The sequence below is a fragment of the Helicobacter trogontum genome, from assembly GCF_000765905.2.
GTDB classification, from domain to species: Bacteria; Campylobacterota; Campylobacteria; order Campylobacterales; family Helicobacteraceae; genus Helicobacter_A; species Helicobacter_A trogontum.
The window spans coordinates 23,135-46,252 of the sequence record NZ_JRPL02000002.1; the positions used below are offsets into that span (position 1 = coordinate 23,135).

At 33.8% G+C, this 23,118-nt stretch carries 21 protein-coding genes and 1 pseudogene; 12 read left to right on the forward strand and 10 right to left on the reverse strand.

Annotated features, from left to right (window positions below; all coding sequences use genetic code 11):
* The 5 genes and pseudogenes from LS81_RS01095 to LS81_RS01115 form a co-directional block, all read right to left on the reverse strand.
* The gene (locus tag LS81_RS01095) at positions 1 to 1,287 is read right to left on the reverse strand and encodes an adenine-specific methyltransferase EcoRI family protein (RefSeq protein WP_034345084.1); all 1,287 of its coding nucleotides are present in this window, start codon (positions 1,285 to 1,287) and stop codon (positions 1 to 3) included.
* A 23-nt stretch (positions 1,288 to 1,310) separates the two neighbouring features.
* Entirely contained in the window at positions 1,311 to 1,694 is a 384-nt protein-coding gene (locus LS81_RS01100; protein WP_034345081.1) for an ExbD/TolR family protein, read from the reverse strand.
* A gap of 223 nt (positions 1,695 to 1,917) precedes the next feature.
* Positions 1,918 to 2,349 (reverse strand): annotated as a pseudogene (gene exbB, locus LS81_RS01105) (TonB-system energizer ExbB); the annotation flags it as partial.
* 13 nt (positions 2,350 to 2,362) lie between these two features.
* Positions 2,363 to 2,818, reverse strand: coding sequence for an SsrA-binding protein SmpB (gene smpB, locus LS81_RS01110; RefSeq protein WP_034345076.1), 456 nt, complete (start codon positions 2,816 to 2,818; stop codon positions 2,363 to 2,365).
* A gap of 289 nt (positions 2,819 to 3,107) precedes the next feature.
* Positions 3,108 to 3,947, reverse strand: a complete 840-nt coding sequence (locus LS81_RS01115; RefSeq protein WP_034345073.1) for a peptidylprolyl isomerase — start codon at positions 3,945 to 3,947, stop codon at positions 3,108 to 3,110.
* Between the two features lie 123 nt (positions 3,948 to 4,070).
* Between LS81_RS01115 and LS81_RS01120 the strand changes: the two genes are divergently transcribed.
* The 7 genes from LS81_RS01120 to LS81_RS01150 all read left to right on the forward strand — a co-directional run bounded on the left by LS81_RS01120 (position 4,071) and on the right by LS81_RS01150 (position 14,216).
* Complete coding sequence (locus LS81_RS01120; protein WP_034345071.1) at positions 4,071 to 4,877, forward strand: EI24 domain-containing protein; 807 nt, start codon at positions 4,071 to 4,073, stop codon at positions 4,875 to 4,877.
* On the forward strand, positions 4,852 to 5,892 hold the full coding sequence (locus LS81_RS01125) for an SAM-dependent methyltransferase (RefSeq protein ID WP_237022185.1): 1,041 nt from the start codon (positions 4,852 to 4,854) through the stop codon (positions 5,890 to 5,892). The genes LS81_RS01120 and LS81_RS01125 overlap by 26 nt, the downstream gene beginning before the upstream one ends.
* Positions 5,861 to 6,745, forward strand: a complete 885-nt coding sequence (locus LS81_RS01130; RefSeq protein ID WP_034345070.1) for a bifunctional riboflavin kinase/FAD synthetase — start codon at positions 5,861 to 5,863, stop codon at positions 6,743 to 6,745. Before LS81_RS01125 ends, LS81_RS01130 begins: the two co-directional genes overlap by 32 nt.
* Before the next feature lie 379 nt (positions 6,746 to 7,124).
* A complete protein-coding gene (locus LS81_RS01135; protein ID WP_034345067.1) occupies positions 7,125 to 8,498 on the forward strand; it encodes a sodium-dependent transporter in 1,374 nt (457 codons plus the stop codon).
* 160 nt (positions 8,499 to 8,658) lie between these two features.
* The gene (gene glnA / locus LS81_RS01140) at positions 8,659 to 10,101 is read left to right on the forward strand and encodes a type I glutamate--ammonia ligase (RefSeq protein ID WP_034345064.1); all 1,443 of its coding nucleotides are present in this window, start codon (positions 8,659 to 8,661) and stop codon (positions 10,099 to 10,101) included.
* A 233-nt stretch (positions 10,102 to 10,334) separates the two neighbouring features.
* Positions 10,335 to 12,455, forward strand: coding sequence for an RNA degradosome polyphosphate kinase (locus tag LS81_RS01145; protein WP_052096474.1), 2,121 nt, complete (start codon positions 10,335 to 10,337; stop codon positions 12,453 to 12,455).
* Positions 12,456 to 13,538: 1,083 nt separating this feature from the next.
* On the forward strand, positions 13,539 to 14,216 hold the full coding sequence (locus tag LS81_RS01150) for a hypothetical protein (protein WP_233715934.1): 678 nt from the start codon (positions 13,539 to 13,541) through the stop codon (positions 14,214 to 14,216).
* Between the two features lie 110 nt (positions 14,217 to 14,326).
* Here LS81_RS01150 and LS81_RS01155 read toward each other — a convergent pair whose 3' ends face one another.
* From LS81_RS01155 to LS81_RS01175, 5 genes are all read right to left on the reverse strand, one after another.
* Complete coding sequence (locus LS81_RS01155; protein WP_034345059.1) at positions 14,327 to 15,007, reverse strand: hypothetical protein; 681 nt, start codon at positions 15,005 to 15,007, stop codon at positions 14,327 to 14,329.
* A gap of 301 nt (positions 15,008 to 15,308) precedes the next feature.
* Complete coding sequence (locus LS81_RS01160; protein ID WP_034345056.1) at positions 15,309 to 16,286, reverse strand: 5-oxoprolinase subunit C family protein; 978 nt, start codon at positions 16,284 to 16,286, stop codon at positions 15,309 to 15,311.
* The gene (locus LS81_RS01165; protein ID WP_034345054.1) at positions 16,279 to 17,175 is read right to left on the reverse strand and encodes a 5-oxoprolinase subunit B family protein; all 897 of its coding nucleotides are present in this window, start codon (positions 17,173 to 17,175) and stop codon (positions 16,279 to 16,281) included. Before LS81_RS01165 ends, LS81_RS01160 begins: the two co-directional genes overlap by 8 nt.
* A 1-nt stretch (position 17,176) precedes the next feature.
* Positions 17,177 to 18,553, reverse strand: coding sequence for an acetyl-CoA carboxylase biotin carboxylase subunit (locus tag LS81_RS01170; RefSeq protein WP_034345051.1), 1,377 nt, complete (start codon positions 18,551 to 18,553; stop codon positions 17,177 to 17,179).
* A 257-nt stretch (positions 18,554 to 18,810) separates the two neighbouring features.
* A complete protein-coding gene (locus LS81_RS01175; RefSeq protein WP_034345048.1) occupies positions 18,811 to 19,044 on the reverse strand; it encodes an acetyl-CoA carboxylase in 234 nt (77 codons plus the stop codon).
* 212 nt (positions 19,045 to 19,256) lie between these two features.
* Between LS81_RS01175 and LS81_RS11715 the strand changes: the two genes are divergently transcribed.
* From LS81_RS11715 to LS81_RS01200, 5 genes are all read left to right on the forward strand, one after another.
* On the forward strand, positions 19,257 to 20,489 hold the full coding sequence (locus tag LS81_RS11715; protein WP_034345046.1) for a hypothetical protein: 1,233 nt from the start codon (positions 19,257 to 19,259) through the stop codon (positions 20,487 to 20,489).
* 9 nt (positions 20,490 to 20,498) lie between these two features.
* Positions 20,499 to 21,143: a single-stranded DNA-binding protein gene (gene ssb / locus LS81_RS01190; protein WP_052096473.1), complete on the forward strand. Its 645-nt coding sequence runs from the start codon at positions 20,499 to 20,501 to the stop codon at positions 21,141 to 21,143.
* 248 nt (positions 21,144 to 21,391) lie between these two features.
* The gene (locus LS81_RS01195; RefSeq protein ID WP_081955891.1) at positions 21,392 to 22,504 is read left to right on the forward strand and encodes a tyrosine-type recombinase/integrase; all 1,113 of its coding nucleotides are present in this window, start codon (positions 21,392 to 21,394) and stop codon (positions 22,502 to 22,504) included.
* The gene (locus tag LS81_RS11620; protein ID WP_162846238.1) at positions 22,504 to 22,665 is read left to right on the forward strand and encodes a hypothetical protein; all 162 of its coding nucleotides are present in this window, start codon (positions 22,504 to 22,506) and stop codon (positions 22,663 to 22,665) included. The genes LS81_RS01195 and LS81_RS11620 overlap by 1 nt, the downstream gene beginning before the upstream one ends.
* Positions 22,643 to 23,095, forward strand: a complete 453-nt coding sequence (locus LS81_RS01200) for a hypothetical protein (protein ID WP_034345041.1) — start codon at positions 22,643 to 22,645, stop codon at positions 23,093 to 23,095. Before LS81_RS11620 ends, LS81_RS01200 begins: the two co-directional genes overlap by 23 nt.
* Positions 23,096 to 23,118 lie beyond the last annotated feature (23 nt).

Sequence of the window (23,118 nt, forward strand, 5' to 3'; positions counted from 1 at the left end):
TTATTTCTCATCTTGGTCTTGTATCTTTTGTATCAACACTCTTGCGAATTTTTCTTGCCCATCAATATGTGGCATATATTTTGTTTTTCTGGCTACTTTAAAACCACACTCTAGCACGCCATTAAGAATCTGCCTAGCAGAAACCGCAAAAGGCTCATCATAATCGCTGGGGATATAATTATTATCCACCGATAAAATCCCATCATCATCAAATCTTTTATATACATCTGGAATCTCAATTAGTGGCATAAATTTTAAACGGCTTTTAGTGGGGCGATCTTTTATAGGAAAATTTGTAAAAAAATGCCCTGCTGCTTGGACTGGGACTCTTTTAGGATTTAGATACCAATCTACACGGGTATATCCCGCCCATACTTTTTTAACCATAAAATAATGGATAAAGGCAGTTGTTACACAATTTGTAATATTTGAGATAATGATAAATTTCTTTTTACTGCTTATTAGAATCTGCCAATATTCCGCTGCACGAGAAAAGGGCGGATTCGTGCAAACAATATCTGCTTCTTCGTTTAGAATCCTAAGAGATTCTGCTTCTTCAAAACCACCATTATAACCTTTTGGTGTATTTAATAGCTCCCTTGCCCCTTCTTTTGTAAAGATATAGCCTTGTGTCCCTGCGTTAAATAAATCTGCTCTACTTCCATAATGCGTGCATATAAGCTTTTTAAGCTTTAGTCTAAAAAAATGTTTTATAAAATAAAGTGAAAAGGCTGAAGAGTCTGTATAATCTCTATTACTTCCTATCGCATCATCGCAATTACAAAATACAACTTTATCTTTCCATATTTTAGTAGGATACATTGAGAGTTCTTTCTCTACATCTTCCATGCGTGTATAAAACTCATCATCTTTTATTTTTCTAGCTTTATCTAGTAGGGTTTTGCGTGTAACGCCCCGCTCTTTCATCGTGGGCGTATTAGCAGGCTTTATAATTGTTTGCTTTTTAGATTCTTTAGTGTTTGACTTTGTAAGAAAGCAAGGGTGTGATTGAATAAAATCTACATACATATCAAACAAACTTTGATTAAAAAAGTAAATTTCTCGGCTGCGATACTCACGCAAATGCGGAAATTGATTTTTTATATCTTGCTCGATTTGACGCATATCGCTCACTTCACAAGTAAAAAGATAGCTATATGTATTATCCAGTGATATACCTGTAATGCTGTTATATTCTTTCAATCTCCGCTCTAAATCATTTGTGATTCCAATCTTGCATTTGCTTGGCTCTTTACTTGCTTGAATAATATAGAGATACTGCTTCATAGTTTTGCCTTTATTGAAAGCTTTTAAGGGTTAGTCTGCTCTACTTCTGTAAAGACATTTGTTAAACCAAAATATTGTAATGCCGCCATGATTTCTACAAACTGCTGCACATTTGCATCTTTATCCGCTTTAATAATCACGCTAGTTTTAGAATCTAGGCTGCGTAAATAGCCCTGCATTGATGCCTTATCGACTTGTTGGGTATTTATATAGATTTTACCTTCTTTATCGAGTGCAATATGAATGCGTTTAGATTCCATATTGCTTTGTGCACCCTCATCAATTTGTGGTATTTGAATAGGCAATTGAGAAGAAACGCTAAAGGAAGCTGACATTAAAACAATTACAAGCAACACAAGCATGATATCAATAAATGGGACGAGATTAAGCGAATCGATTTTTTTCATGTCATTCCTTTTGGTTACTATCCATTATGTTAGTGGTTTGTGTCGAATCCTTATATGTTTTCATATTGTTTTTTATTTCTATTCGCTTTGCTTTGTGTATGCGATCCTTAAGGTTAGAATCTGTTGTATAGCTGTATGGTTTTGGTCTTTTGTCTTCTCTTAACTGATTGCTTGTTAAATCTTCCCTATAATCAAGTCTTGGATTATTTTTTGTATTTGCGCTTGGATTTGTGAAAATATCCCAATTTGTTAAAATTACTTCTGCTTTTCGCACTAAGAGGTTATAGAATACAATGCTAGGTATTGCAACAACAAGTCCCAATGCGGTAGCACGTAGAGCCATTGCAAGTCCCACCATAATACCTTTTGTATCTAGCATACTATTTGCTCCAATGCTAACAAAAGTTAGCATAATCCCAATTACGGTGCCAAGCAATCCTATATAAGGGGCGTTTGAACCAATCGTTGCAACAAGAGTAAGTCGTTTGTGCAAGTCAAGCTCTAATTCTCTTTTATCGCAATAATCATCAAGCCGAATGATTGAATAAAACCAAAGCCGCTCAATCCCAATGGCGATAACAAGTAAGCTTAAAAATACTAAAAAACCAAAGATTCCATAATCCACATAAAGTGCATAATCTGCAACTTTTTCCATAACAACCCTTATATTAATATGTATGATTTTTCATATTTGCTCTGGCTTCTCTATCAAGCTCTTTTCGTTTGATAGTTTCTCGTTTGTCATACTCTTTTTTTCCTTTTGCAAGTGCGATAAGTAATTTTGCATATCCCTTTTTGTTGAAATGAACTTGCAAAGGCACAATCGCTAATCCTTTTTGGCTAACTTGCCCAAAGAGTTTATCAATTTGTTTTTTATGTAAAAGTAATTTTCTTGGACGCTTTTCATCAGGCTTAAAATAGGGATTTGTCGTATGATGATAGGTAAGATGCATACCAAATACAAAGGCTTCATTATTTATAATACGCACAAAACTATCTTTAAGGTTTGCTCGTCCATTACGCAAAGATTTCACTTCGCTGCCTGCTAATACAAGCCCAGCCTCAATTTGCTCTAATATAAAGTAATCATGATATGCCTTTTTGTTGCGGATAATACCACTCATGACAACTCCCTCATACTTTTAAAACACTCCATCTATTGGAAACATTTTTACTCACCCAGATCCCAATGTTTTGCTTTACTGCATAGATATAGGACAATGCAAGATTTTTTGTGATTGGCGAAACAATGCACAAATGCACTCTATTATACCTAAACTTTAATTATATTCCTATTTGACTTTTTTGTTGTATTCTATTTTTGCAACAAGAGATGACTAGCATCGCGACATGCCTTTTGCTAGTTGCGCCTTATCTTTACATACGAAAGAATTCTTATTGCATCAAGTAATGCTACTTACCATAAGTAATTCTTGCACTATCTCGCATTTTTTTCACTTTTTCTTTTAGAATTTCTTCCATTTTTTGTTGTTTTAAGAGCTCGATAAGCTGCCCTTTTACAGAATCAAAGGATTGTGTTACTGGTTTGTCAAGTTTTTTGAGATAGATAACATGGTAGCCGTAGCGAGTTTTTACAGGAGCTTTAGTGTAAGTTCCAGCTGTCATTTTTAATACTTCTTGTGCAAACTCTGGTGCAATCGCTGGGCTGTTGATAGGTAGTTGCATAAGTCCACCATTTTCCTTTGAGCCTGGATCAATTGAAAGTTTTTTAGCGAGTTCTTCAAATTTGCTTTCAGTTTTTGTTTTAGGCACTTTGTTAATTTCTGCGATAATATTTTTTGCCTCTTGTTCTTTTTGTACTAGGATATGTCGCACTTCAGCATTCTGTGTTACAAATGCTTTTGGATTCTCATTATAAAATTTTTGTGCATCTGCAATGCTTACATTAATTGTTTTTGATAGGCTATCAACTTGTTTTTTAAGCCACAAGCCAGATAGCATTTGCAAGTTTGCCATTCTATATTCTTCGCTTTTATCAAGCCCTTCTTTCTTCGCTGCGTTTGCTGTAACCACGCCATCAATAATCTCATCTAGCAATTGCTTTTTTTGTGCTTCAGGCAATGCGTCATAATTAAAGTTTGGGTTTTGTTGCTTTAATGCTGAAAAGATAGAATCAGAGATTTCAATGCCATCAACATTAACAAGAACTTTTGCACTTGATATCACTGGCATAAGACAAAGGCTAGAAATGGCTACTACTTGTGCTACACGCTTAAAAACAAAACTTTTCATTATTGCTCCTATTTAGTTCAGAATGTGAAAAATAAGCTATAATTATAACGATTAATTGTAAATTCACTTATAACACGCTTTAAATCACATTTGCTTGATAATAACATTAAGGAACATATTAAGATGAAGATAAATATTACATTTCCTTTTGCAAAACAAGTCTCTATGCAATGTTTTCGACAAGCATGGCAGAGTTTGCAACATAAGCGTATGTTATTTTTGAGTATTTTGCCATTGTGTTGCACTATTTTGTTATGGATGGTGATACTTACTTCGAGTATAATGCATTTTGATTGGTTTTTGCATCAGTTTCCAAGTATGTGGATTAACTATGCTTCAAATGATGGGTTCTTACCAAAAATTTCATATTACCTGTTGATATTTTTTGCAACTATTATTATGCTATTGTGCTGCGTGATTCTGGTTGGTATTTGTATGAGCATTATAAATGCTTTTTTAGCTCCACTTGTAGTGCAATTTGTGCATAAAACCTACTACCCATATATAAAAACAACTCCGCCTAACTTTACGCAATCGCTTTATTTGAGTGCTCTATTATTTATAAAGACCTTGTTTCAATTTGTTGTGTTTTTGTTGTGTTGTTATTTACTTTCATTTATCGGCTTGGGATTTATTGGATTACTACTTGGTGTTTTTATATATTTTCAATTTTATTGCAAGAATCTAAACCATGATGTTGGCATCAGCATCATGTCTCAAGAGCTTTATAAGTTGTTTTTGCAAACAAATAAGTGGCCGCTTACCTTTGTCAATATTCTTATTTTTATTCCACTTTATATTCCAGTGATAAATTGTTTTATTGCAACATGGCAAATACTTGTGTTAGCTCATTATATGTTTGCGTGGTATAGTCAGTATGGTAATATTGAGGGTAGCACATATATTGAAGAAGCTGTTATCGTTGAGTAAGTTTATGCGTCTTGATTGTTTCATAGCAGAAAAATATAGTCAAATCACAAGACAAAAAGCAGTAGAACTTATAAAACAAGAACAGGTATGTGTAAATGGTAAAGTTATTCTAAAACCTGCATTTAATGTGAATGATACAGATTCCATAGAAATAAAACAGGACTTTTTTATAGAATCTGAGATTTTTTGCAGCAGAGCTGCCTTGAAATTACAAAGATTTTTAAACAATATGGAAGTGTTGCCCTATCAATATGTGTTTTATAATGCTGCATTTCTAACAACACAAAACACATTTTTATCATATCTTATGCAATGTGTTGATACTAATGAATGGCAAAATGCTCATGATTTGATAGCAGCACAAAATAAACTTGATGTAGAATCGAAAAAGAAGATTAGAGCTCCACTCACATATGTAATAACAAGTTTGAAACATGTGCTCCCATTGATGATAAAAGATTCTGTTATTCTTGATGTTGGCGCAAGTGCTGGGGGCTTTACACAGGTTTTGCTTACATATCAACCAAGTCTTATAGTTGCACAAGATATTGGTAGGTTACAATTAAATTCTGTTTTACACACAAGAGATGAGGTTGTGTCAATTGAAGAAGTAGATATTAGAATCTTTGCACAGAATTTTGATACTTATAAAGACAAGATCTTGGCATATGTGAGAGATTTTAAAAAAGATTTGTTGTGCGATGACATATTGCAGCATAATAGGTTTGACTTTTTAGTCTGTGATGTAAGTTTTATCTCATTAGAACATATTTTAGAATCGCTTCTTCATCTTTCTAAGAGCATGTTGCTTTTATATAAGCCACAATATGAAGTTGGTATACATGCAAAGCGTAATAAAAAGGGCGTCATTAAAGATAACAAAAATATATTGCAACACTTAGAATCTTTTCTCGCACTGCTTAAAGCCAAAAATGCACTTTATATCTTTGTGGAAAAATCACTCTTAGCAGGAAAGGAAGGTAATGAAGAGTTTTTTATCTTTTGTCAATTCTAAGCTCCCTTATGAAAGTGTTGCTATTGGCAAATTTGATGGCATGCACAAAGCACATAAATATTTACTAGGATTTGTAGAGACAAATGGTTGTGCTCTAAGCATCGCCTCTATAAACCCTCCGTTTATAACCCCACCAAAGGAGAGGGCAAAATATACACATATCCCGTTTTTTCGTCTTCGTTTTGAAAGCATTAAATCGTGGGATTCCATGCAATTTTTACAATTACTCTTTATAGTTATGCCGCATTTAAAAAGCATTGTTGTGGGATATGACTTTTATTTTGGCAAAGATAGAATGAATCATGCAAGTGATTTATATAAACTATTAAAAAGCATAGGCAAAGATGAAGTGAGAGTAAAAATTATATCACCTCAAACATATCTTAATATGCCATTACACACAAGTATTATTAAAGATCTTTTAAAGCAAGGGGAAATGTATAATGCAAATGCTATGCTTGAAAGATTTTATCATATCAAGGGACGTATTATAAAAGGGCAGGGTATCGGGAGCAGCAAACTCTACCCTACTATCAATACGCGAAATACGCTTTATTTTGTGCCAAGATATGGCGTATATGCTACCTTTGTTAAGTATAAGGATGTGTTGTATAATGCGGTTTCATTTGTTGGTGATCGCCTTAGCACTGATGAAAGATTCTGTATTGAAACATATATTATTGATGAAGATATAAATACACAATACAACGACATAATGCAAATCTTTTTTGTAGCATACTTGCGTGATAATAAAAAATTTAATATACTTAGTGATCTAAAAACACAAATAGAATCTGATATATCACATGCAAGAGGGGTGCTTATGGTGCATGATAAGAAATATTGTAAATAGCTTTTCATAGGGCAATATTATTTCGTCTGGCATGGAATCTACGTGAAACTACATAAAGCAATAGAGAGTATGTCTATTTGTGTAAATTAGTAATGATTTTATAAGTATTTTCTCATTTCTCCGATACAATTTATTTTCATGATCATAGTTGGATCATATTATTATTTACTTTATTCTACATTTCCAATAAAAATAAAGATAATTTGAGATTTATGCGATCATATTCTGACAATAAAATGTATATTTTGTTACTTTTTGTAAAAATTAAGAGTTTTGTTATTTATTGGTATTCCTCTTTCTTGTGCTTATTTACATAAATGAATAATGATTGAATATCAAGTTGTTTGGTAATTTGATATTTTTACACAGAAGGATTAGTATGCAAAGACCTGTTTGGAGTTCTCAACTCGCATATATTTTGACAGTTGCTGGTGCAACTATAGGTTTTGGATCTACATGGCGTTTTCCTTACATGGTTGGGCAAAATGGTGGTGGTGCGTATGTGCTTACATTTTGTATTGCGATGATTTTGATTGGAATCCCTATGATTCTTGTTGAAAATGCAATTGGTAGGCGTATGCACAAAAACTCTTTGGATTGCTTTGGTGGTACTGCAAATGGTAAACCCATATCACCACTTTGGAAAATTATAGGAATCACTGGACTTATTGGTTGTTTTGGCATCATGGCATATTATATGGTTATTGGCGGTTGGGTTTTAAACTATATCTTTAACAGCTTAACGGGCACGCTTTCCTTGACGCATGTGCTTTCTGCTGGTGAGACAAAGGCATTTTGGCAATCTAGTGTTGTTAATGCTCCACTTGCCATAAGTATTGCTACTTTCATTTTCGTTTTAGCTAATTATATTGTTTTAACTCGCGGTGTCATCAATGGCATTGAAAAAGCTGCAAAGATTCTTATGCCTTTGCTTTTCTGTCTTATGATTGGCATGGTTATACGAAATGTTACCCTAGATGGCGCTATAGAGGGTATTAAATATTACTTAACACCTAATTTCAGTAAAATTACACTTGATTTATTTATTGTAGTCTTGGGGCAGGTATTTTTTGCATTATCTCTTGGCTTTGGCGTTATGATTACGCTTTCATCACATTTGCATAAGAATGAAGAACTTATTAAAACGTCTGTAATTACTGGTATTGTCAATACTTTGATAGCGGTTGTAGCTGGATTTATGATTTTTCCTTCGCTTTTTAGCTTTGGTGTAGATCCTGCTGCTGGTCCTAGTCTTGTATTCCAAAGTCTGCCTATTGTTTTTTCAAAAATGCATGGTGGTACGATTGTTATGATTGCATTTTTCTGTTTACTTATGCTTGCAGCATTTACTACCTCGTTGCCAAATTTTCAGGTTTTAATTGTTGTATTGGAAGAAAAATTTGGTATAAATAAGAAGTTGGCGGTGTTTGTTGTCTTGAGTATTGTTTTTGTGCTTGGCAACATTCCATCAATCTTGGGCGATAATGTATGGAGTGATGTAAAGATTTTAGGAAAAAGTATATTTGATGCTTTTGATGATATTAGTGCGACTATATTTTTTATTTTTACCTCTCTTGGTTGTGCTATCTTTGTGGGCTGGGTGCTTAAAGATGAAGCAAAACAAGAGATATTGCAAGGAAGCGAAAAATACGAGGGTATTGTAAATATTTGGTTTTTATATGTAAAATATATTATTCCTGTTATTATTTTGGTTGTCTTTGTCGCAAGTTTTAAAGACAAATTTTTATCATAACATGAAGTAATTGCAGAGCAAGTATATTTATAATATTTGCTATAAACGACACTTTGAATTTTTACACTTAGCATTGCTGTATTTTATATGTTATTTATTCTTTATTCTATGTAAAATGCTATAATCTCCGCTTCAGTAAGCAAACAAAGGAGAGTTAAGCATGATTGGCACACATAATAGCCCAGAATCTATTGAGACTTTTTTTGATTTTTGTAAGGCAAATGAAGTAGAATTTGTAGATTTTAGATTCACAGATATAAAAGGAACTTGGCATCATATAAGTTTCTCGATGTCAGCCATTGATTCTGATACCTTTAAGGTAGGCATCCCATTTGATGGTTCAAGCCTCGCAGCATGGCAACCTATTAATAAATCTGATATGATACTTATCCCTGAACTTGTGCGATACTTTATTGATCCTTTTACTGCAGATACAACAGTCGTTGTGTTCTGTGATATTTGGGATATTTATAAAAATGAGCCATATGAGAAATGTCCTAGAAGTATCGTTAAAAAAGCGATGCAACATCTAATTGATTTGGGTATTGGTGATAACGCATATTTTGGACCTGAAAATGAATTTTTTGTATTTGATAACATTAAAATGCGAGATTCCGTAAATTGCCAATATTATGAGGTAGATACAGAAGATGGTGAATGGAATCGGGATCGATCATTTGAAGGTGGAAGTAACATAGGGCATAGACCAGGCTTAAAGGGTGGATATTTTCCTGTTGCACCAGTTGATTCTCTAGTAGATATTCGTGCAGAAATGGTAAAAGTGTTAAATCAAGTGGGATTGGAGACATTTGTTGTGCATCATGAAGTAGCACAGGGACAATGTGAAATTGGTGTGCGTTTTGGCAATATGATAGAAGCAGCAGATAATGTGCAAAAGCTAAAGTATGTTGTCAAAATGGTAGCACATCTAAATGGTAAGACCGCTACATTTATGCCAAAGCCCCTATATGGGGATAATGGTAGCGGTATGCATGTGCATATTAGTATATGGAAAGATGGTAAGAATTGCTTTGCAGGTGATAAATATCAAGGGTTAAGTGAAATGGCATTGCATTTCTTAGGTGGTGTTTTAAAACATGCAAGAAGTGTAGCAGCCTTTACAAATGCTAGCACAAATTCATATAAAAGATTAATACCAGGGTTTGAGGCACCAAGTATCTTGACTTATTCTGCACAAAATAGAAGTGCAAGTGTTAGGATTCCATACAATCAAGGGGAAAAAGCAAAGCGAATGGAATTTAGATTCCCAGATAGCTCAAGCAATCCATACCTAGCTTTTGCTAGTTTATTCATGGCGGGACTTGATGGAATCTGCAAAAAAACAGATCCAGGCGATCCTATGGATATCAACCTTTTTGAATTAAGTCTTGATGAAATTAGAGATAAGGGTATCAAGCAGTTGCCACACACACTACGCAGTGCTATTGAAGAAATGTTGGTGGATAGAGAGTATCTAAAAGAAGGTAATGTTTTTAGTGAAGATTTTTTACAGGTGTATAAGGCATATAAATTTGAAACAGAGATTTGGCCCTGGGAGGCAAGACCTCACCCATTTGAATTTATTTCAACCTATAGCTGCTAATTTTATTTGACAATTAACTTTTGCTATATATGGGATTATCTATAAGATCTATATGATAGCATATAGGCTTGTATGATCCATATAAGACCTTATATATTCTTTTTGTTACGCATAACTTCAAAATAAATTTCAAAACCTATAATTATATGCTTATAAAATAGTCATAATCACACAAAATCTCTGTGAAATTTAAAAAATAATGTAAAATATAAGAAAGACACAAGGAGAATGGTATGCAAAAAGACAAAGCGACACATACAGAAATCGCAAAAAAAGACATGTATTTTAATCGCGAGTTAAGTTGGTTACGTTTTAATACACGTGTTTTAAATGAAGCAAAAAATACAAAAATCCCATTACTTGAGCGACTAAAATTCTTAGCGATTTATAGCACAAACCTTGATGAATTTTATATGATACGGGTTGCAGGGCTGCAGCGACTTTTTGCAAATGGTGTTATTGAAAGTGGAGCTGATAAGCTTACGCCACTAGAGCAGCTAAATGCCATACGCACATATATTAACAAGGAAAAAGATATTATTGTAGATCTGTACAATGATATTAAAAAATCACTTGTGGAAGAAAAGCTTATTTTGCGTAATTTTGATGAACTTGATTCTAGAACAAAGCAAGAGGTGCATAAATACTTCAAAACTTATTTATATCCCATCATTGTGCCAATTGTTGTAGATTCTGTACACCCATTTCCACATCTTAACAATCTTAGTTTTGCCATTGCTTTGACATTAAAAAATAAAGAAACAAATGAAATAAAATATGGTATGGTGCGTATACCACGAGTTTTAAAGCGTTTTGTGCGTGTGAATTATAACTCTTTTGTATTTACTGAAAGCATAGTGGGTGAGTTTGCTAGTGAGTTGTTTGAGGGTTATGAGACACTTGCGTATCTGCCATTTAGGGTTACAAGAAATGCGGATATGGAAATAGAAGAAGATGAGGCAGATGATTTTATTGCACTTATGAGTGAGGGTTTGAGAGCAAGAAAAAAAGGTGAGATTGTTCGTCTTGAAGTTGGCAGTGCAAACAAAGAGGGCGAGTATGCAAAATTGCTAGATTTTATCAATACGCAGTTAAAAGTACCAGAAGAAGATGTATATACATATAAAACTCCTATTGGAATGAATGCCTTTTGGGAGCTTGTAGGGCTAAAAGAATACGCATATCTTACTTTGCCACAATATGTAGCAAAAACTTTACCGCCACTTGGGGATTCTGTAAATATTTTTGATTGCATTGAAAAAGAAGATATATTGCTTTTTCACCCGTTTGAAAGCTTTGATCCTGTAGTGCAGTTTATACAACAAGCAGCAAAAGATCCTGATGTATTGTCTATCCGCATGACGCTCTATCGCGTAGGAGCAAAATCTCCTATTGTTAAAGCCCTGACGGAAGCTGCCGAAGTTAAACAAGTGACTGTGCTTGTTGAGTTAAAAGCACGTTTTGATGAAGAAAACAACTTGCATTGGGCAAAGGCTCTAGAATCTGCTGGTGCACATGTGATCTATGGTGTGCCAAACTTGAAAGTACATGCAAAAATAGCACTTGTCATCCGCAAGAAAGGGGAAAAATTGCACGAATATGTGCATTTGAGTTCAGGAAATTATAATGCACAAACTGCAAAAATCTATACAGATGTAAGCTTACTTAGTGCAAATCCTGCGTTTGCAAAAGATGCAGTCAAATTTTTTCACTCACTTTCTGCAGGTAGTTCTAAGCGTGTTACGCTTGATACATTATATAGTGCACCAACGCAAATTAAAAAGCATCTTTTACAATTGATTGCTGATGAAACAGCACGCAAGGAGCAAGGTAAAATCATCATGAAAGCCAATGCGTGTGTAGATATTGATATTATAAATGCACTTTATAAAGCATCTCAAGCAGGGGTAAAAGTGGATTTAATTATACGTGGGATATGCTGTTTGAAGCCCGGAGTGCCAGGCTTAAGTGAAAATATTAATGTGTATTCTATAGTGGGTAAATATCTAGAACATGCAAGAATTTATTACTTTAAACATGCAAAAACAAACGTTTATTTTGCGAGTGCGGATATCATGCCTAGAAATCTGGAGCGTAGGGTTGAGTTATTGACACCAGCGACAAGTCGACATATCGCAGAAAAGCTCATGCAGATTCTAACTTTACAACTCAATGATACTATGCAAAGATATGAGTTAAAAAGTGACGGAGAATATCAAAAAGTACCAGCAAAGGAAGGTGGATTGTCCTCGCAGGACGCATGGGAGCGTATGACAACGCAAATCCATAATGCTAATAAAAAAGTTGATGAGAAAATGAAGCGCCTTGTAACACGCATGATGGGTGAGTCATAATTACAGTTTTGCATCACATCATAATAGCTGCAATCGCTTAGAATCTAGCCTTATAAAAGTTTGTTGTATGTGAGGGAGAGTAAAATCAGAACATGAGGATATAAAGGGATTCTAAAATATTACAAGCATATGTAATAATAAGAAGGGCTACAAATAGATTGAAGCATATATTGTATAGAATTGTTTGTGTGTCAAAAGTGTAAAAGCAGCATGAGTTTAGGTTGTTGTATAGATCTTATCTATAAACTCCAATATAGCTATAATGCTTACAAAATTATCTAAACAATACGTTTTTTGGTATATTGCAGAAACATCTAAGAATAGTTTGTATAGCTTAAAATATTAGAGAATCTTTAACGCTATATCCACAAGCCAAGCTTTGTGTATGTGTTTTAAATGATCATACATGCAATATATGCTTTGTCATACAACAAAAAGAGAGTAAATTCTATTAGATTTAGCAATCAAAGATAGAGAGACTAAAAACATCATACATGAAAAATCTTATTATCACACAAGTACAAATAGCAACATAGATAGACTTTGTAGCAAAAAAGGATTAAGTTGCAGAATCTCTAAAGATACACCACAAACAAGTATCCAATGTGTTATCTTTTATCTGAAGTATCAAATCTATCAATATATTTTATTGACTGGTTTTATATATGCGGAATATTAAGAGGGCTTTATCTTCTTTGTAACCAAAAGGCTTATTAATCAATCTTACAATAAGATGTTGATAGCAGGATTATTGTTTTCATAAACAACAAAACACAAGCTGATTTCATGGAGTAAAATATTATGATTAGTAAAGGCTTGTTGTGTTGCCACAATGTGATAAATGTGTTTGCTTAATTATTGTGTATTATGAGATGTTATATTAAAATTTATTCACTAAGTATGCAATCTGACAATCTTTTCAAGAACTTCTATGTTTTTGACATGTTGTTTCGCATATGTCCATTTTGCTTAGACGGAAAGCCTTTGTCATATATTAACCAGATTTAATTAGACAAGCAATAGAATCTTATATCTGATATGTGTGATTAGAAAGTCTTGCTTTCTTGAACCGCAAGGGAATATGTGATAAATTCACAAAAAAAATATAGAATCTTTTGTAAAAAAATAAAGGATATATTGATGTTTTGCGATATGCTTAAGCATTATCTGCATGTTGTTTTGCTATTTATGTTTGGTAATACAAGCTATTTATTTTCCCAAAATTATGGGGGCAATTATGATTGGCGTATGCTTGGCGGAGGTCCTTTGCAACTTGTATCATTTCATATTGGGACAAGCACAAGCATAAATCGTAATTTTACAGGTTATAATCTTGGTGGGAGTGTAGGATGGAATTATTTATCAAGTTTTTATAATGCGTTTGAGGGTGTTGATCATATATTTGATATGGGTATACGATTCAAATATATGTTTAATGATTCGGCCATTAAAAGTCATCTTATTGGGACAGAGCTTTATTTTCATTTTCCATGTAGCACAACCAATCTTTTTCGTCATGCGCCACAGCCTATTTCTCTTGTCGTTGGCGGTGGTGCAATCTTTGCAGAACATAATACTACGCGATTACAGAATCTATCTTTGGGAGAAACAACAGGATATTATGTTGAGGTGGGTATCGGACTTTTCAAATACTTTGTGATTAATGCAAATTTGCTATATCGTGCAAGCTTTTTTCAATCAAATACTTTAAATATACAGCCAATAGAACATAATCTTCTTGTAGAGTTTGCAATCTTTTGATGGTTATGTTGTCTTGCATATTGGAGAACTGCAAGTGAAACTTGATGTCATTATGTTTTAAGATGGCTTAAAATTCTAAGGTTTAGTCAATTAGGTAAATATCTTGTCATTTAGTCTTTGAGGAATAAAAAGGCTGGTGCAACAAGTGCGGCTCCAGTATAAATTGGCACAATAGCAGCAGTTATGGCTAAAGCTGGATATGCCATAAAAGGAAAACGAAGTGTAAGCTGCATAGAGTGGTTGGTGGGAGCATTTGGAATAAAGTCGGCTCTGTAATATAGAGATGCGTGTACAGGGCTTGTCGGTAGAATGAGCATACCAACATCTACGTATGTTCCACCATTTATGCCTACGTTATCAAGTCTGCCTCCAATACCAAATAATAGACTTGCAATTTGAAAACCTTTAACACTGAGCAATCGTGGATGATAATATGATTCAATACCTAACCTATGTGTGCCATAATCTCTTGCATCAAAACCATATTCATATCTACCTTTTAAGCCAATACTGAGGATTTTGCAACCAGTCCCACCAATTCCCATCCAACCTATATCAAACGCAAGATGATGGGCTGGAAGGGATTTATCTGTGAGTGTAGGAAGATCTTTATGATTTGGGGACAGGTTGAAACCATACCCATACTCTGCTCCAAGAATATTACTTAAAGTACTCGCGCGACCTAGACGGTTAAACACGGTATTGCTACAAGCCTTGGCACTGCTGCTTATAAGTATAAGAGTGATGAATACGTATAGCAATTTCTTATATGGATTACTATAAACTAACAAAATAAGGACTCCAGTATATTTAAGTATGCGTATTGTAATACATGCGTGTAAATGCTATTTATATAAGAAGCATGATTCTTTGTCATTACAGAATCTAATGATACATGAAACTTGTAGTAAATTTGATAGCAGTGGCTATCAGCCTTATTGCGTTGTTTGTGTGGATAAACATAAACAAATAAGTATGATGACTTACCTAGAAAGGCTATCATGAATTAGCATTAGAATCAAACTATTTTAATATAAGAACCAGCCCCTATTAAGAAAAGACTGGATAGATCCTATTGGTATGTCAATGTGATTATTGTAAACTTTTTTGTAGAGCTTCGAGCTTAGCTTGATAAGCTTTTCTTGCTTCTAAGGCTTCTTCCATGCTTATTTGCTGAAATTTAACTTTATGGTTTGGTGGCAGTTGCCCCATTTTGTCCAAGTCGCAACTAATAACTGTGCAATACATTGCAAAGCCACCGCCACTTGGTGCATCACGCAAAAGCACTATAGGTTCATTTCCACCTGGTGCCTGCATGGAACCAACAGGATAGCACGCATCTGTGATGTTGCTTGGATCACTACCTGCACCAAATGGCTGTGGCAAGTTTTTATATTTAAGTTTTCGCCCATTTTTGAAGCGATAACCTGTCCTATCAGCTTCACTTGAGACCACAAAGGTATCTTCAAAAAGCCCTTTTATGGAATCCTCTGTGAGTTTATAATCGTGTAAACCCATGATAACACGCAGTGTTTCAACAGATTCCAATTTAACCTTATATTCTTCTGGCAAGGTTTTGCCAATTTGTGGCTTTTCTTTGAAATCACCTATTGGTAACATATCTCCTGCTTCCAGCTTTCTACCTTTATAGCCACCAATACCACCAAGAGGATAGGTAGAACGAGATCCCATAACAATAGGCACATCAATGCCACCTTTCACACAAATATAACTCCTAGCACCGCCACGTAGGAAATCAAAACTCAATGTCCCACCTTTTGGAATTTCAATAACGCTATGACTAGTCTTTTTTTCACCATTTACAATAGGAGTCATTTCTGCTCCAGTAATAGCTACGAAACCACCATCTTCAAATTCCAAAGTAGGTCCCATTAAAGCTACTTCAAGTGCAGCTGCATTTACATCGTTACCTAGAAGTAAGTTCCCAGCTTTAAAGGACATTTGATCCAATGCTCCACCAGGTGGAATCCCTAAATGATAATATCCATAACGTCCACTATCTTCTACAAAAGTTGCAAGTCCTGGATTTATTACTTTGATTTTAGCCATTGAACACCTCCAAAAGTTTTTTATTATAGTTGTTTGGATTTTGTTGCCAATCTTGTAATGAGAATTTTACATCTGCACTTTTTAATGTAAATGTCCCATCTTCAACCTCTTTTACAGCTTTATTGTATGCTGCTTCATCAATAGGCTTAAACTTAATGATATCACCAGGTTTTAAAAATACCATAGAATCTTTAAAATACTCGAGTTTTTGTGCAGGATCCCATACTGGTGCAGGTGTGATTCCCATCATTTGATAACCACCACCACCACGCACAGCATAAATACAACCAAAGCATCCACCATGCCCAATAGTAAGCTTTGGTGTGTCAATACGAGCTTTTAAATATTTTGGCACCTCTATCTGCCTTTCTCTCTCTACAAGTTGATACAGCCATGGTAGTCCTGCCACAAAACCTATCATACTTACAAACCATGGGTTTTCAGAATGTGCTTTAATATAAGATTCTACGCTATCATAACCATTTATCTTACTAGCGTATTCTATATCAGTGGTATTTGGATCAAACTTAGAATCTTCAGCTCTTACTTGGTGATTATCCCTAAATCTCATCATTGTGTCATGCGTATAAGGATCTTGATAAAATACTGGAAATTCGATGAGCCTTGTTGTAATTTCTGCATTCGTGCTTTGCACTTCCTTCTCTAGCTCTTTGCATATCTCAAGCACCTTCTTGTAATGTAAAACATCAGGATCAAAAGCAACCATATAAGATGCATTTGCTGGACAAATCTCAGTAATACCTTTGATATTTCTCTCGCGTAACTTATTGCAAATTGCCATTGCTTGAAAAAATGCTTCAAGGCTCATACCATCTTCACTTACCTCTACATATAAAAATGTATCGCCACCAAATGTATATTTAAACATACTATTCTCCTTTATTGTTTTGCTTTGCCATCCAAGATTCTAAGAAATTGATGTGATAATTGCCACTTGCCACATCTACATCTTTAAATAAATCTTTAAATAAAGGCAATGTTGTTTTAATGCCCTCAATCCTCACTTGTCTTAATGCTCTGTTCATGCGAGAGATTGCCATTGTTCTGCTTTCATCATAAATGATGAGTTTTGCCACCAAAGAATCGTAAAATGGTGGGATTACCCTGCCATTAAATAGCATACTATCAATTCGGATTCCAGCACCTGTTGGATAAAATACTTCACTAATCTTTCCTGGACTAGGGAAGAAATTATTGCTTGGGTCTTCAGCATTGATCCGTATTTCAATGGAGTGCCCTTTGATTTTTATATCTTCTTGTTTAAAACGTAGCGGCTCACCATCGGCGATACGCAACATTTCACGTACTAAATCCACACCAGTTATCATTTCCGTAATAGCATGTTCTACTTGGATTCTTGTATTCATTTCTAAGAAATAAAAACCACCTCGCTCTTCATCATAGAGAAACTCCAATGTTCCAGCACCTTTGTAATTCACCAGCTTTGCAAGTCCCAAAGCACTTTTGCAAAGTTTTTCTCGCATCTCATTGCTAAGAGCTTGGCTTGGCGCTTCCTCTACGACTTTTTGTCGTCTTCTTTGCAGTGAACACTCTCTGTCGTAGAGATGAATGACATTATTACCATCACCTAAAACCTGCACTTCAATATGTCTTGCTTTTGGTAAATATGCTTCTAGATATACTCCACCATTACCAAAGGCAGCCTTTGCCTCGCTACTTGCAATGACATATTGCTCTTGTAGTTCCTGCTCATTCTGCACAATGCGGATACCCTTACCGCCACCACCAGCAATAGCTTTGATAACTACAGGATACCCAATTTTTTTGGCTTCCTCGATTGCATTTTCCATATCTGTTAATACAGGGCTGCCTGGTATTGTTGGAACTTTTGCTTCTTTTGCTTTCAAAATTGCTGCTGCTTTATCGCCCATTGTTTTGATAATATCGCTACTTGGACCTACAAAAATCATACCCGCATCTACGACTTTCTGGGCAAATGTAGGATTCTCGCTTAAAAAACCATAACCTGGATGAATCGCGTCTGCTTTTACCTGTTTTGCCGCTTCAATTACTTTATCCATATCTAAGTAGCTTTTATGTGCTAGATTCTCACCTATATGCACAACTTCATCGGCTAGTTGTGAAGCAAGATTTCCGATATCTGCATCACTGCAAATTGCTACTGCAAGCATGTCAAGCTCATGTGCTGCCTGAATAATACGGACTGCAATCTCACCTCGATTAGCAATTAAAACTTTCTTAATTTTTTTAGGTTGGTATGACATGACACCCCTTTCAATTATATTAAAATGTTTTTACAACATACACAATGAAACAAGATCCTACAGACCTTTACTAAGTCCTCATGTATAACGATGAGAATCTATCGTGCCTTTAAAATCTCAATCCTATCTCCAGTAGAGGGTTTGTAAATCTTAATCACACGTAAGCATTTTTTGATACTTTATTTAAGAATTTTGCACGTTTTTACAATAACTTCATTAAAGGTATAGTATTAAGCACAATTATTCTTTTGCAATCACTATTCAACAATAAACAGCACATCACCTGGATTTACAAACGCCTCATTTTCTGCACAAACTTTTGTTACCTTTCCTGCTACACCAGCTTTTATTTCATTAAAGGTTTTCATTACTTCTACAAGACACACTGTTGTATCCGCCTCTACTATGCTACCTACCTCTACATATGGGGCTGCATCTGGACTTGGTTTCCTATAAAATGTTCCTGGTATTGGACTCAAAACTTCTGCCATATCTGTTCCTTCATAAAATAATTTTGCTAGAATCTAGCCCTCTATACCCATGAGATACAGAGGGTTAGATTCTAAATTCCATGCAATTTTTTTAATGCCGTAAAATAGGCAGTTTCGCACATATAAAATTAGGCATTTTGCCACATATGTGTGCCACATTGCCACATTTTACCACACAAATCAACATGTTTTAACATGGAAAAGAGGTAAAAATGGTGTTTTCTCGGCATCACATACACAATATTGCTAAAAAGAATTTTATCATTGATTTTGAGTTACTGTCGGTTTTAAACATTACAAAAACTGAAGCAATCATATTGGACCATATATCTTATTTTAATAAGGTGTATGGTGCCATATCGTTGAATATTAGTCAGTTTGTAGAGATTTTACAAATAAGCAGACAACATTTTTATCGTTGCATTAAAAAGCTTATATATAAGAATCTGATCTCTAAAGATAACAAGAATATCGAGGTAACAAAGTTTTATGAAGAAACTAAGGTTGCGTGTTTTAAAAACGCACATAATAAGAAAGTAAAACAAACCGGAAAGCAAAGCAAATATGCAATAAAAAATGACTGCAATGAGCATGAAAATTTAATTGACAATCTGTCTCATAATGTTACAGAAGTGTCGCAAAATGTTACACTTCCTATCCTATATAATACAAATAAAAACTTTATGTGTGTATTAAACACACATAAAGAAAATATAAAAGATTGCAAAAGCAATCATCAACAAACACAACAAGCAAGAAAGCTTGTCGGTTTGTTGAATTGGTGTAATACTAAGCAAATAAAAAAAGGCTTGTATGAAAATATCTTAAAAGAAACAGAAGTCAATCAACTTCGACTGCTTCTGCAAAACAAACAGGATGAACAAATAGAGCACGATACACAAAGACTGCAACAATCACTCAAAGAGAAAATGAATGCAGATGAATTGGAAGCTTTAAGAGACTTTAGTGTGTTACTTGCAAAAACAGGAATGTTTCTACTCCCACAAAACCAAAAAACTTTTGTTTGCCATATAGAAAAACTTATAGAACAAAAAAAGAATTTAAAAAACATGATAGCTTATAGCAAAGAGAATAATTGCTTATGGATTTGTGATGATGAAAATGATGATATGGGTATGCAGTGCTTAAAGCAAATGTGGGAATGCGTACAGTTATCGTTAAAAGAAAAAGAGCAAGAAACCATAACACACGTATCAACAAAGCATAGGCATTTATTGTTGCAATTTATGAATTATAGACAAGAGAAAGGAAGAGCTATGAATGAGTTTAGTTTAAAAAGGCTATGCCTTGTATTCAATGAGCTAGAGCAAAAGGGAATAAATCTCATAGACTGTGTAAATCAAAGTATTGAGCGTGGTTATAATTGGGTATTTAAGCCCACACATAATGCTAGATTTTTCAACAGAAAATTAAAAAATAAGTAGGTGTAAGCTATGAATAAGGTCATTCTAATCGGAAATCTAACAAAAGATATAAATTTAAAGTATTTAACCACAGGTGTGGCAGTTGGCGAATCTAGTATGGCTATAAATCAAGTATATAAAAAGCAAGATGGAACTAAGGTGCAAGATACTTGCTTTATTGATATAGTAATGTATGGTAGGAGTGCTGAAATTAGTAACCAATGCTTAAAAAAAGGTAGTAAGGTTTGTATTGAGGGTAAATTAAACTTCCAGCAATGGAGTGACCAAAATGGAAATAAAAGAAGCAAACATATAATATCAGTTGAAAAAGTTGAGTTTTTAGACACAAAAAGCGATGATAATGTGCAACAAGCCACACAAAGCACAATGCAACAAACCCAAACAAAAGCAAATTCAAACGCGTTAGCACAAAAATTTGAGGACATAATATTAAAGAACTTTATAATCATGCGAAAAAATGATACTGGTTTGATACATTTTAAAGGGACAGAAAGTGAGTATAAGTTTGCACAAGATAACTGGGCTGCTTTATTTGAGTTAATAAAGGCTAAATTACCACACACAAGTAAATTTGATATACAAAAAGACATTATACAAACTGATACAGCACAGGCGATTAACTTTGATATACAAGAAGAAGAGATACTATTTTAAAGGAGCAAGGCATGGATTTAAAAATACAAGATGATTATTATGTAGATAACAATGACAATAAATGGAATGCAAATGAATATACTAAAGATTGAAATGGCAAAGACTTTAGTTGAATTGATTGTGAGGATTGTAATGATTGTCCTCATTGTCACTAATGTATTAAATGTGAGAATTGCGAGGAATGCGAGGAATGCGTTAATTGCGATGATTATTAGGAATGAAAATATAATTCAAAAAGGAATAAAAACATGAAAACATACAAACATGCAAAAGTTAGAAACAATAGTCAATTTATACAGATAGAGGCTTGTATAAATAATGTGCGTTATAGATTTAGCACAAAACTTCTTGTAACAAAAGAAAACATGGATTATGTAGAATTCAATTATAAAGAGCTAATAGAGCAATATAAAAATCAAAAGAATATTGAAGCAAACAAAGATGATCCATATTTACTTTCAAATTATGGTTATCAAGTTTTAGAACTGGAAAAAGCAACATGCAAGGAATCAACATATATACGCTATTACAATGTGTTTAAAAAGCACATTGTATCTGCTATTGGATCTATGCTAATAAGCGATTTTAGTCCAAAGATTATGAAAGAAGTATTTGTAAATAAATTTTCTCATTTAAGCTTTGCAAACAGAAACATTGGAATGACTGTATTAAAAAAGATTTTTAATCATGCAATCACTGATGAGATATACACAAAAGCAAATCCTATGATTTGCATTAAACGCACCAAAAATCATCAAATCACATACAGAAACAAACCTTTTGAATTACATGAAGTTATGCAAATTATTAATTACATCGATAAAGATGAATTAATGGATGATCGCATGAACATCTATTTCAAAATAGCGTTATTCACAGGTATGAGAGTAAATGAGATATTAGCCTTAAAATATGAAGATATAGACTTAGAACGAAAGATCATTCATGTTTATAAAACATTAAGCAATGCTAAAATCACAACAACAAAGACCCAAAGTGGCACACGAGAGGTAGAAATTATTGACGCTTTGCAACCTTCTCTTAAAGAAATAAAACAAACAGAAGAGATAGGTTATATTTTTGTAAATCGCAATAACAAATTTATGTCAAAACAACATGTTGCAAAACAATTCAAAGAAATCTTAACAAAACTACATTTAGAAAACAGAACACTATATTCAACAAGACACACATTTGCAAGTCTGTCTTTAAGCTATGGAGAGGATTTGTTATGGATAGCCAACATGTTAGGACATAAAGACGTATCAACAACCTGCAAAAGTTATGCAAAATATATTAAAACAAACAAAAAACGAGCCACATTCTTTAATACAAACAACAAACACAGAAAGGTGGGATAATGAAAAAATTTGTAGTTGTAAAAAGAGAATATAAGACAAAAATGCAAGAGTTGCAGAATAAAAAGGAAAAAATATCACTTATTGCAGAAATTGCAATAAGAATATTATATCAACAAGAAAAAAATAAGGAATTACAATATGAAAAAACACGAAAACTTTGATGATATTGTAAAGAAATTAATGAAAGAGCCTAAAACATATTCATTTCACTTAAGATATGAAAGTAGCATATCTTTGTATTACATAAAATACTTGAGAATGCAATTTAAGGAAAAGAATACAGGAAAAATAGTAGAAATGGCGATAGACCATCTGTATAAAGAAATACAAGAAAAAGGAAAGGAGTATATAGAAATGAAAGTCTTAATTGAAAAAGTAAAAATCTATATTGAAAACTCAATACCAAAAGATATAAATAACCATGATAAAGAAAAAATTTTAAATGACTTAAGCTTATTGACAAACAAAATTGAAAAGCTATATCAGCAACAAAGAGCAAACACTGCAACTAATAAAAATATTAGAAATAAAAGGAAGTATGACAACACGCCAAGCTTGTTTGAAAACTTAAATACAGCATATAAGCAATAATGCAAAGAAAAATAGGGAGAAGA

Excerpts from the sequence above, each read along its gene's own strand:
- LS81_RS01095 (WP_034345084.1), bottom strand. The coding sequence starts at position 1,287 with ATGAAGCAGTATCTCTATATTATTCAAGCAAGTAAAGAGCCAAGCAAA.
- LS81_RS01100 (WP_034345081.1), bottom strand. The coding sequence starts at position 1,694 with ATGAAAAAAATCGATTCGCTTAATCTCGTCCCATTTATTGATATCATG.
- smpB (WP_034345076.1), bottom strand. The coding sequence starts at position 2,818 with ATGAGTGGTATTATCCGCAACAAAAAGGCATATCATGATTACTTTATA.
- LS81_RS01115 (WP_034345073.1), bottom strand. The coding sequence starts at position 3,947 with ATGAAAAGTTTTGTTTTTAAGCGTGTAGCACAAGTAGTAGCCATTTCT.
- LS81_RS01120 (WP_034345071.1), top strand. The coding sequence starts at position 4,071 with ATGAAGATAAATATTACATTTCCTTTTGCAAAACAAGTCTCTATGCAA.
- LS81_RS01130 (WP_034345070.1), top strand. The coding sequence starts at position 5,861 with ATGAAGAGTTTTTTATCTTTTGTCAATTCTAAGCTCCCTTATGAAAGT.
- LS81_RS01135 (WP_034345067.1), top strand. The coding sequence starts at position 7,125 with ATGCAAAGACCTGTTTGGAGTTCTCAACTCGCATATATTTTGACAGTT.
- glnA (WP_034345064.1), top strand. The coding sequence starts at position 8,659 with ATGATTGGCACACATAATAGCCCAGAATCTATTGAGACTTTTTTTGAT.
- LS81_RS01145 (WP_052096474.1), top strand. The coding sequence starts at position 10,335 with ATGCAAAAAGACAAAGCGACACATACAGAAATCGCAAAAAAAGACATG.
- LS81_RS01160 (WP_034345056.1), bottom strand. The coding sequence starts at position 16,286 with ATGGCTAAAATCAAAGTAATAAATCCAGGACTTGCAACTTTTGTAGAA.
- LS81_RS01165 (WP_034345054.1), bottom strand. The coding sequence starts at position 17,175 with ATGTTTAAATATACATTTGGTGGCGATACATTTTTATATGTAGAGGTA.
- LS81_RS01170 (WP_034345051.1), bottom strand. The coding sequence starts at position 18,553 with ATGTCATACCAACCTAAAAAAATTAAGAAAGTTTTAATTGCTAATCGA.
- LS81_RS01175 (WP_034345048.1), bottom strand. The coding sequence starts at position 19,044 with ATGGCAGAAGTTTTGAGTCCAATACCAGGAACATTTTATAGGAAACCA.
- LS81_RS11715 (WP_034345046.1), top strand. The coding sequence starts at position 19,257 with ATGGTGTTTTCTCGGCATCACATACACAATATTGCTAAAAAGAATTTT.
- ssb (WP_052096473.1), top strand. The coding sequence starts at position 20,499 with ATGAATAAGGTCATTCTAATCGGAAATCTAACAAAAGATATAAATTTA.
- LS81_RS01195 (WP_081955891.1), top strand. The coding sequence starts at position 21,392 with ATGAAAACATACAAACATGCAAAAGTTAGAAACAATAGTCAATTTATA.
- LS81_RS11620 (WP_162846238.1), top strand. The coding sequence starts at position 22,504 with ATGAAAAAATTTGTAGTTGTAAAAAGAGAATATAAGACAAAAATGCAA.
- LS81_RS01200 (WP_034345041.1), top strand. The coding sequence starts at position 22,643 with ATGAAAAAACACGAAAACTTTGATGATATTGTAAAGAAATTAATGAAA.